Below are 9,652 nucleotides of genomic sequence, written 5' to 3'. Positions count from 1 at the left end.
TTTCCCGGCCCGTGCAAGCTATTCGGCACCCTCCGCCGAACGGATGGGGATCCCGTACCCCGTTACCGCATCGTGATATCTCACGTGGGAAATGTGACCTGTTCGAGGGTCCTGCATGCTGTTGGAGTCTGTCCCGTTTGAAGATCGGCTTTCGGGCGGTGTTGCTCGAGGGTGGGAACGAGTGGTGGTGTCACGTCCGGCTAGGTCGGTGTGGTGCTGCCGGGTTGGCGACGAGTGCCCGCGGCGCGTTACGGTCCCGTCACGGCTGTGCGGTGCCGTTGCGGGGGAGTGGGGTGCGTCGGTGGTGACGAGAGTGCTGTGGGAGGTGCGGTGTGCTTGGCACGATTGCCGGCTACCAGGAACGGTCGCGGTGTCGTTTCGTCCGCACGCGGTGGGGCCTTCGGGGTGGGCGTTGACGGTGTGTGAGCATCATGCTGTCCCGGTTCCCGAGAGCGCGGCTGGGCAGGGATGGGGTGTTGGTGTGAACGCGTTGCGGTTGCGGGGACGGTCGGAGACGGAGTGGGACATCATCGAGAGCCGGACGGACCGGATCGTCGGCCGGGTGGTTGTCGACAACGGAGCGTTCTTCCTCACCGATGTTGACGGTGAAACTGAGGTCGGCGCGTTCTACCGTCTCGAGCAAACCGTGCAGGCTGCGGCGGCCGTCCTTGGGGGAGGCTTCCTCGATTCGTGACCGTGGTTGGTGGGCTGGGTTTCACGGTCGGTGCATGTCGACGTCGTCGGACGAGCTTGCAGCGGTGGGGATCGATCTTGGTGCGCAGAAGCCGGCGGTGGCTCGGGCGCTGGAATGTATCGGGTCGCGGTATGGGGGGGGGGAGCTGACGGCACCGGAGATCGCGGCGGCGAGCGGCTACAGCAAACGGGGTCTGCAGGAAGCGTTCCAGCGGGACTTGGGCATGCACCCTCAGCCGTGGTCCGGGTGCTGCGGTTGCACCGGGCACGAGCGATGATCCTCGCGAACCCGTATCAGCCGGTCGGAACGGCTGCGGCGGCGAGTGGGATTTCGCACTTAGGCTGGTTCTCCGGCTACTACCGGGCTCAGTACGGGGAGACACCATCCGAGACTGCCTACGCTGCCCGTGCCCAGTTGCCGGCGTGACGGCTCCAGCGAGTGCCCTGGAGTTGCGGCTGCCGGGCAGATGCGCAGACCGGTGTCGCGTCGAGTCCGGCGTGAGAGAACGACCGTTCCCCCTGTTTTGGGGATGGACCCGCATGGCGGGAGTTGTTTAACTCTGTTCATGAGCAGGTTCGGGTATCTGCTCCGCAGCTGAAGCCGCGTTTGTGTGGTATCGCTCCGGGATGTCTGGCCGCCTTCGGGTGGCGGCCAGACATACCCCGTTCGGTCCGTCGTCAAAGCGAGTCCTCTGTAGTGCCGACTTGTCCGCACATGCGCGTGGTCGCATCGTTGATGGTGCGCCCCCTGTTCGGGTCAGGATGTGGCGCGTGCGGGATGTCGGCGGCGTTTGGTGCGTGGCCGACATCCCGAACTTCTCCCGGGGAACCGGACAGCAAGGTCCGCCGGCACCACGTCGGCCCTATGCTGTGCGGAGCGCTCCGCGGCAGTGATGCTTGCGTGACACTCGTTTCCCGTTCGAGAGACTTGCCTTTCCTGCCTTGAGGCTGGTGGGGGAGTGCGCTATCCCGGGGGTGGCGGGATGACCCGAACCTTCCACCACCCCCGGGAACCCACTTACCGCTGGCAGCGGCATGCCGGATCTATTTGAGCGTCAGCGCGGCCACCAGCAGCGTTGCCGTGACGGCGGCAAGGGCGCCGAGGAGCGCCCATTGCCACCAGTGCATGCGCAGGCTCCCGCGCGGCCGGCGAACGGGAGCGGGCTTTCGCCGGCGTGAGGTTGGGTGACTCATCGGTTGCACGGTACGAGGTGCCGGTGCGTGCAGACTGTGTGACGGCAGATGGGTGGTTCCCGCTGTCAGCGGGGTGGGCTGCTACCTGATCCGGCATCCCACCCCGCGTTCGACCAACGGGGCGAAGTGATACCGGCGTACAGGGTGGTGGTGATGGGACGCTGGCTTCGCTTGGTGCGTTCCAGCTGGTACCGCCGCGGAGGCGGCGGGTGGGAGGGGCTCTGCTGGAAGCGCAGTGGCGTATGGGGAGTCTCGCACCTGGGGAGATTCGCCGCGCGTACGTGGCGCGCTACGGCGAAGATCCACGAGAAACACTTCGTCTCCCACACTCCTGAATGCAGAGCGATGTGCTGTCGATCGCACGAGCCGAAGCGCGTCGGTGGCCCGGCTCGCAGGGACGCGAGCGTCCCTCCCCGTCCGACCGCATTACCTGTACGCGAAACGACGAGATGCCGAGGCAGGGCAGGAAGGAAGCGTCGATGCTTCACTTACGCCAAAGCGTGCTTCTTCCCTACGGGCCGAGGGTCTCAGCCGCTTGCAGATTCGGGTTCCGCTTCCGCTCACAGCATGCGCTCAACCCGCCCGCACCGATAGAGGCAGTGCCACATCCGCCCCGCCAGCCAACCTCCAGATCGGGCAGCGCTCCAGCTGCAGGGCCTCGCACCTATCTCGTGAGCCCGTCGGATTTGCGGTTGCGCGATGCCGCATCCGGCCTTCTGGGCGTTCTGCGCGCGGTTCCCGAGTGTCAGCATGTGCTCAGCCGAGGCGTAGGAGCCACGGAGAGGGTAGGGGACACCGTGTACAAAACCGTACTCACCGCAGCCGTGGCGGCCGTGCTGATAGCCGTCGGAGTCGCCCTGCCCGCGCAGGCCGTTACCCATTCCTCGACGCCGGGTGCGCCGACCGTCGTCCGCGTCACCGGGACCGGCGGTGACGCTGACCTCACGTGGCGGGCACCGTCTTCCGGTGCGAAGGTGACGGGGTGGAGGGTGCAAATCACTCCCGCTGAACAGCAACCGGACCAAGGAGTCGACAGGCTCCGCGCCTCCGCCCGGTCCGACCACTTCGGCGCCCTGACCACACGGACCACCTACTCTTTCACCGTTCAGGCAACCGGCTCGCGGGGCACCGGGCCTGCGGTGACCGTCCGGTACACGGCGACCGGTGCCACGAGCGACCCGACCACGCAGTCGTTGTACGCGCTCGATGCCTCCGGATCGGTGGTGCGCTTCCCGTCGAGCGGAACCGGGCCGGCGACCACGGTCGCGCCAAACGGGGCCGGGTACGCGGCCGATGACCGCGGGGACGTGTTCGTCCCGGCGCCTGACTCGACCTCGATTATGATGTACCCCGTCGGCGGTGGTGCACCAAAGACCATCGCCACGGGGCTACACATTCGTGGTGGCCTCTCCGCGGACGTTGCGGGGAACCTGTACTGGGTCGACTCGACCACCTCGATACCGATGAAGCTGCCAGTCACGGGTGCGCCAGCCCGCTCAGCGGCCGCTGGAGCCGGGACACCGGCTCGAGGCGTCATCGCCTTCGGTCGCGACGGTACCGTGGCAACACTTGAGGGCACAACGACTGCACGCACCGCCACGACGATCGCCCCGAACGGAGTCGTCACGACGCGGTCGCTCACGCCGGCAGCGGAGGGAACACCGTTCAACCGGCTCACCCAGCTCATCGTTGGACCCCAGGGCGACCTGTACTTCACCGACACCTCCGGCGGCGGTGCTGGCTACCAAGCCTGGAACGAGCTCCCTGCCGGAGCGACAACGACCACGCCCGTGGACGACCGTTTCGCATTCGAGCTGGTCGCGGCGAACTCGACGTCCTTCTTCCTGCTGCGTTCGGCACAGTGGTGCGCAGCGATCTCCGAGGGGTCCCCGAACGGATGCAACATCGACCGGGCAGTACACGACATGCTCGTCCGCGATGCCGACGAGATGACCCGGGCAGTGTCTGTGTCCGGCGTTCAACTGACGACACGATTCCCGTTCCCGGGTGCTGCAGCCGAGGACGGGGTCGTGTACGTCGACATCGCCGACGGAGCGACGCCCGGGTTGTGGCGGATACCTGCAGGCGGCGGTGCCGCCCAGCAGCTCTCCACCGCACAATTCACGCGACTCACCGTGATGTGAAACGCCGCTCGACAATCGAGTGCATAGGTCATCGCCGACACCACCTACTGCTACCTCGAGGGTGTTATCGCATCACAGTCGAAGGACGAAGCCTAAGCCAGGTCTTCGCAGCGCTGGACCGGTGGGGTCGACGCCACCTGCCGGTTGACGACCTATAGGTCAACGAAGACGTCCGATAGGTCGTCACCCGGGTGCATCGCTACCTCGGTCGCTTGTGGTCGTTCCGGTCGGGGGCGTCTATCGGGCGGGCGAGAGCGGGGTCAGTTCCGTCCGCACTCGTTCCCATGACGTTGATCTCCAGCGATGAATTCGCTCATCATGACCGGTCGACGTCACGAAGTCGTACGCTCAGCGCGTGGATGCTCGACTGACCTCCGGATGCACGGACCATCCTGGCTATGGGGGTTATGCGGTGGACGGCCTGGGAACTGAGGTTGCCGGACGGCAGCGTGTTCGCAACCGTCCTTGGCACGGCGACGGACAGTGAGGGCATGCCTCTCAGTGAAGCGGGCCGGAACGAACTCATCTTTTGGGAGAGTATGACCGCGTAGCGGTCGGGCGGACGGCGGCGGTTGCCTAAGTTGGTCTGTGATGAGCGACCGTTGCCCGAGTGTGTTCGACCGATGGCAATGCAGTCGCCAAGTGGGCCATCCCGGCCAGCACGAGAGCACCTCCGGCCACGAGCGGGCCACGTGGAACGATCGTGCTTCGGGCAAGAGTTTTCGCGTGCTCGGAGGCTCGCACGGATCGCGAGAGGCCGCGCAGAAGCCTAGCGGTAGATCGTTGCGATAGCTGATCGGCTACCGCACGTTTTTCGGCGTGAGCGTGCTCGGCTATGAGCACCAACTGGTGGAGGTTGAAGCCGTGGCCGCCTCGGCAACTAGTGCGATTTCGCGGCCCGGTAACGGATTGTCTACCGCCGCATGCGGTCGGTCGAGTACGCAGCGGTTGCGTACCTCCCACCTTGCGGCATGTCCAGGGCAAGGACTTCGCGAGTGCCCCATGCCGCCGCGTCGTCCTGCGGGAAGAAACCGACGGCTTCCCCGGGCTGGAGGTCCCACCAGCCATCGGTGTTCGCGGAGACGGCGTAGAACACTGCCGTGTGTTCGGTGGTCGTCATCGCCGCGACGAAGGCTCGGATCGCGTCCGCGGGGCTGAGCCACGTCTGCTGCTCTCGAGCCGAAGACGGCTGCTCCTCGTAACTGCCGATGCGCAACGAGATGGTGCTCATACCGAACTTGTCCGCGTACAGCCGGCAGAGTGCTTCCCCCGCGGCCTTCGACACCCCGTAGAAGCCGTCAGGTCGCGGCGGCATGTCGGGCGACACGTGGTCACCCGCGGCGTACGAGCCCGTCAGGCGGTTGCTGCTCGCGTACACGACCCGGCGCACGCCGGCCCGCCGGGCGGCCTCGAGCACGTGGTAGGTCCCGACGATGTTCGCCTCGGCCAGGTCGTGGAAGTCAGCCTCGTCCGCGATTCCGCCCAGATGGACCACACCGTCAGCTCCGGCGAAGAGTTCCACCAGGTTCTCCAGGTCGGCAAGGTCGACCGATGCGACGGATTCCTGTGGGCTGCTGGAGGTGATCGGACGGATGTCGGTGGAGACGAGGACCGCATGGCGGTCCAACAGCGCCGACCGGAGCGCAGACCCTATGTTCCCGGCAGCACCGGTGATGACCCAACGGCTTCCGGCGATGCTCGACATCGTGCGATCGTACTGGCCGGGCCACCTTCGCCGGGGTCTCGGCGGCCGATCGTTCATCGGACGCGTTGAGGTCACACCGGGCTGCTCACCGGGCAGCCTGGCCGCCTGCGTTGATGAGGTGTCCGGTGGAGGCGCTGATATTGAGGGCGGCGGCCAGGATCGGCGCGGCTCCCTCTTCAACTGAATGAGCTGACCAGCAGGCTCGCACCGCGGCCGAGGATGCGGGCGAGATGCTCGGGATCGTCGTCGCTGACCGGTGCGAAGAGGCGACGGTGGACCGTGGCGATGTGTCCCGGGAAGACCGCCGCGCGGACATCGCGGCCCGTATTCGTGATCGCGACCATCGTGCTGCGCTCGTCGTCGAGCGAGGGAGCCGTTCACTTGCTGAAATCGTAGCTACCGGTCGCAAGGCGCTCGATGAGCGCTTCGACGTACGCACGTTCCCCGTCGATGCGGCTGGCGGCAAGACGGATGAACTCGGTCGAATGCACAGGCTTGTCCGGATCGATGGACACGTTCGTCTCGTCCCGACGGAAGGCGTCGAGCTGTTCTCCGAGGCCGGACGCGCGATCTCGGAGCGCCGTGATGACCTTGTTTCGGGGGAGGTCGACGAGGAAGCAGAGCGCAGCCATAAACGGGGCGGGGCGGTACGGGTCGATCTCCTGGAGCGCCGTCCCCAAGAGCTGGGTGAAGGCGATGTCGCCCTCGGAGGTGAGTGCGTACTTGGCGCTGGTCTTGTAGGCGCGAGGGGCCTTCTCGGCCGCTTCTGTGTCGAGCGCGACGAGGCCTTCCTTGTCGAGAGTGCGAAGTGCACCGTAGATGGATCCAGGGTTGACGCTGGCCCAGTCCTGGACCCCCCAGCCGGTGAGTTCGCGCATGATCGCGTACCCGCTGGCGGGCTGTTCTTGTCGGACGGCGCCGAGCACGAGGAGACGGGTCGGGTCGATGCTCATACTCGATGCTCCCATGTAGCTTGTTCGCCCCTCTCGCAGGGTTGGGCGGGGCTGAAGCGAGAGGGGCGAGCGCTGAGGCAGTGGCGGCTAGTTGAGGCCGAGCTGGTACTCGGCGTGGAGGCGTGCTGCGGTGGGGGAGGCGTGCAGCTGGGCGAGCCTGGCACGGGCTGTCATCTGCAGGAACGCGCCGTGCTGCGTGGGGTCGCCGGCGTTGTGCATCGTGTCGGTCATCCAGAGCGCGAAGTCCTGGTAGTTCCAGACGCGCTCGAGGCAGGTGTCCGAGTAGACGCCGAGGGCTTCGGCGTCGCCGTCGCGGACGGCGGAGACGAGTGCCAAGGCCAGTGTGTCGACGTCGAACAGGGCGAGGTTCATCCCCTTGGCGCTTGCTGGCGGGACGAGGTGCGCGGCGTCGCCGGCGAGGAACAGGTTCCGGTAACGCATGGGGGAGTAGACGACGCTCCGCAGGGGTACGAAGAACACCTCGTGTACCTCGGCGGATTGGATGCTGTCGTCATTCAGTCGCAGTCGGATTTCGTTCCAGATTCGCTCGTCGGGCCAGTCTTCGGCGGTGTCGCTGAGTTCGCATTGGAGGTAGTAGCGACTGCGCTGGGGTCCTCGGGGGAGTTGTCCGACGAAGCCGTGGTCGCTGGGAGCCATGATCGCCGCTCCTGTAACGGGTGCTTCGACCAGGGCGGCGAGCCAGGCGTACCCGAACTCATAGCTGTATTTCGTCAGGACCCCGTCCGGGATCGACGCGCGGCTCACGCCACGATCTCCGTCGCTGCCGACGATGTAGTCACACTCGATCTCGTGTCGACCATCGGCATCGGAGAACGCCACTGAGGGGCGCTGCCCGTCCTCGTTGCCGACGACGACATCGGTGGTCTCGAAGCGGACATCACCGCCCATCTCGTCCAGGAATACGTGGAGGAGGTTGTTGACCAGCATCTGCTGCGTACAGAACCGGCTGGGCTGGCGTCCTTCCATGTCGATCGTGAACATCTCCGGTACGCCGTTCACCCGGTAATCGATCGTCTGTGCCACGGGCCCTGCGAGCAATCGCTCGGCCAGGCCCCACCGCTCGAACATGTCCACGCCACGCGCTTCGACCACGCCGGCTCGGTTGCGCTGCTCGATGTAGCCGCGATCGCGGCGCTCGACCACGACGCAGTCCACGCCGGACTGCGTCAGCAGGGTCGCCAGGGTGAGCCCGGCGACGCCGGCGCCGATGATGACGACTCGAGAAGCCGCCTTGTCTTGCTTCTGGGTGTTACTCATGGCTGAATGTTCACACGTGAACAATGCGGATGTCAACTAGCTGGCGCCACGGGGTTGCCCCGCCACACCAGCAGCCGGAGGCACTCACATGGCGAAGACGATCCTGATCACGGGAGCGACAGGCGGCCTGGGCCGCGCGCTCGCGCGCAACCTTGCTGGACGTGGCCACTGCTGCTCCACGGCCGCAGTCAGCAGCGCGTTGACGACGTGGCAAAAGCGCTCCCGATGACGGCGCGCACGTGCCGAGCGGACTTCTCCTCGCTTGCCGAAGTACGGAAGGTGACGAGCGCCCTGCTGGCCGCCGAACCGCGGATTGACGTTCTGATTGCGAACGCCGGCATCGGGGGCGGGCCTCGACGCGAGAGCATCGATGGGTACTGCGAGAGCGCCTCGAGGCATCGGCGCGGGCACGAGTCGTGCTGGTGGGCTCTATCGGGCAGGCGCCGGTCGACTTCGATGACGTCATGCTCGAAGACCGCTACGACGGGATGCGGGCCAACTGCCAGTCGAAGCTCGCTCAAGTCGCTTTCGGGATCCGCTTCGCCCGCAAGGCGGACCCTGCGAATTTGACTATGACGAGCCTTCATCCTGCGTCCGAGATGCCGACGAAAATGGTGGGTCGCCGCGACGGAGAGCCCATCTCGCTCGGGGTTGCAGCGACAGCCCGGCTCGCTCTTGACCCGACGCTTGAGGGTGTCACGGGGCTCTTCTTCGATCGACAGCGCCCCGTGGCTCCGCATCCCTGGGCCAGGAATTTCGCAGTCCAGGAGCACCTGTGGACGGTGAGTGAGCAGTTCGTCGATCGATTCAGTGGCTAACGCGAGTGCCGGCACGCCAGTCCGGTAGTCGGTGAGCTACCGGCCGGCCCCGGTGCCCAGTCAGCGCCGCCCGGCAGAGGATCGGCTACCGGACGTCACCGGCCAGGGTCCGGTATAGCGTCACGCATATGACCGAGACGAAGCAGCGCAGCCTCCTCGAACGGCTCGTCGGCAAGCCCCTCCCTTGGCTCGTATGGGCGTGGGCGGTTCTAGCCGTCATCTGGATCGTCATCGCCATCATGGAGCCGACCGGGCTTCACATCTTCGTCGCGGTCGCATGGACGGCCCTCGCCGCGGTCCAGCTCCTCTCCGCCTACTACGCCCGCCGTCATGAGCGGAACCGCGCGCGGTAGTCGGTGGGCTATAGGGCACTGCTAGTTTCCAGAGCACCAGCGGGGAGCGCTCGGGGCTACGCCATAACGGAAGATGTCAGAGGGCCGTGCGCGCAATCAGGTGGATCTGGCGTCGTGAGCATCAGTCCCGGCTCTGTGCTGATTCGAGCGCCATGCACCCCATCGGTGGAGTTCTTGGAAGACGGTTTCGAGACTTCGTCCCTCTGCCGTGATGCGGTAGGTGACCTGCGGCGGGACAGTCGGGGTGACTTCGCGTTCGACGAGGTTGGCTCCGACGAGGCGACGGAGCTCGCCGGAGAGGACCTTCTGTGAGATTCCGTGGACGCGGCGCTGGAGGTCGGCGTATCGACGTTCGCTCTGCAGGAGCTCCCACAGCACGAGCATCGACCACTTTCCTCCGATCAGGTCGGTTGTCCGTTGGACCGTCGACTCGCAGAATCCGCCTTGTCGCTCGCCCGTGGTCATGCGTCCCTTCCTCGAGGTGCGTTCCTAACGGCAAAGTGCCGTCTTCCGG

Annotated in this window: 9 protein-coding genes; 4 read left to right on the top strand and 5 right to left on the bottom strand. The window is 66.1% G+C overall.

Features of this window, described 5'->3' with window-relative positions; genetic code table 11:
* The first annotated feature begins 481 nt into the window (after positions 1 to 481).
* Both EDF23_RS18980 and EDF23_RS18970 read left to right on the top strand, forming a co-directional pair.
* Positions 482 to 694, top strand: a complete 213-nt coding sequence (locus tag EDF23_RS18980; RefSeq protein ID WP_131922788.1) for a hypothetical protein — start codon at positions 482 to 484, stop codon at positions 692 to 694.
* A gap of 2,017 nt (positions 695 to 2,711) precedes the next feature.
* Positions 2,712 to 4,031 carry a fibronectin type III domain-containing protein gene (locus EDF23_RS18970; protein ID WP_165901223.1) on the top strand — a complete coding sequence of 440 codons (1,320 nt, stop codon included), beginning with the start codon at positions 2,712 to 2,714 and terminating at the stop codon, positions 4,029 to 4,031.
* Positions 4,032 to 4,944: 913 nt separating this feature from the next.
* Here EDF23_RS18970 and EDF23_RS18965 read toward each other — a convergent pair.
* The 4 genes from EDF23_RS18965 to EDF23_RS18955 all read right to left on the bottom strand — a co-directional run bounded on the left by EDF23_RS18965 (position 4,945) and on the right by EDF23_RS18955 (position 8,003).
* Positions 4,945 to 5,736 carry an NAD(P)-dependent oxidoreductase gene (locus tag EDF23_RS18965; RefSeq protein ID WP_165901222.1) on the bottom strand — a complete coding sequence of 264 codons (792 nt, stop codon included), beginning with the start codon at positions 5,734 to 5,736 and terminating at the stop codon, positions 4,945 to 4,947.
* A gap of 176 nt (positions 5,737 to 5,912) precedes the next feature.
* Complete coding sequence (locus EDF23_RS19435) at positions 5,913 to 6,080, bottom strand: hypothetical protein (protein WP_165901221.1); 168 nt, start codon at positions 6,078 to 6,080, stop codon at positions 5,913 to 5,915.
* 33 nt (positions 6,081 to 6,113) lie between these two features.
* Positions 6,114 to 6,689, bottom strand: a complete 576-nt coding sequence (locus tag EDF23_RS18960) for a PadR family transcriptional regulator (protein ID WP_165901220.1) — start codon at positions 6,687 to 6,689, stop codon at positions 6,114 to 6,116.
* An 87-nt stretch (positions 6,690 to 6,776) separates the two neighbouring features.
* On the bottom strand, positions 6,777 to 8,003 hold the full coding sequence (locus tag EDF23_RS18955; protein WP_207895561.1) for a 4-hydroxybenzoate 3-monooxygenase: 1,227 nt from the start codon (positions 8,001 to 8,003) through the stop codon (positions 6,777 to 6,779).
* A gap of 386 nt (positions 8,004 to 8,389) precedes the next feature.
* On the opposite strand from EDF23_RS18955, the gene EDF23_RS18950 reads away from it, so the two are divergent.
* Positions 8,390 to 8,785 carry a hypothetical protein gene (locus EDF23_RS18950; protein ID WP_132084039.1) on the top strand — a complete coding sequence of 132 codons (396 nt, stop codon included), beginning with the start codon at positions 8,390 to 8,392 and terminating at the stop codon, positions 8,783 to 8,785.
* Between the two features lie 128 nt (positions 8,786 to 8,913).
* Positions 8,914 to 9,138, top strand: coding sequence for a hypothetical protein (locus EDF23_RS18945; RefSeq protein ID WP_123338518.1), 225 nt, complete (start codon positions 8,914 to 8,916; stop codon positions 9,136 to 9,138).
* A 96-nt stretch (positions 9,139 to 9,234) separates the two neighbouring features.
* On the opposite strand, the gene EDF23_RS18940 is transcribed toward EDF23_RS18945, so the two are convergent.
* Complete coding sequence (locus tag EDF23_RS18940) at positions 9,235 to 9,603, bottom strand: helix-turn-helix domain-containing protein (protein ID WP_131922783.1); 369 nt, start codon at positions 9,601 to 9,603, stop codon at positions 9,235 to 9,237.
* Positions 9,604 to 9,652 lie beyond the last annotated feature (49 nt).

Source organism: Curtobacterium sp. PhB128 (assembly GCF_004340725.1).
In the GTDB taxonomy this organism is placed as follows: domain Bacteria; phylum Actinomycetota; class Actinomycetes; order Actinomycetales; family Microbacteriaceae; genus Curtobacterium.
Note: the sequence above shows the minus strand (reverse complement) of the source record. Positions and strands in the feature narration are given on the sequence as shown.

Coding starts and splice junctions, on each gene's coding strand:
- EDF23_RS18965 (WP_165901222.1), bottom strand. CDS start 5,736: ATGTCGAGCATCGCCGGAAGCCGTTGGGTCATCACCGGTGCTGCCGGG.
- EDF23_RS19435 (WP_165901221.1), bottom strand. CDS start 6,080: ATGGTCGCGATCACGAATACGGGCCGCGATGTCCGCGCGGCGGTCTTC.
- EDF23_RS18960 (WP_165901220.1), bottom strand. CDS start 6,689: ATGAGCATCGACCCGACCCGTCTCCTCGTGCTCGGCGCCGTCCGACAA.
- EDF23_RS18945 (WP_123338518.1), top strand. CDS start 8,914: ATGACCGAGACGAAGCAGCGCAGCCTCCTCGAACGGCTCGTCGGCAAG.
- EDF23_RS18940 (WP_131922783.1), bottom strand. CDS start 9,603: ATGACCACGGGCGAGCGACAAGGCGGATTCTGCGAGTCGACGGTCCAA.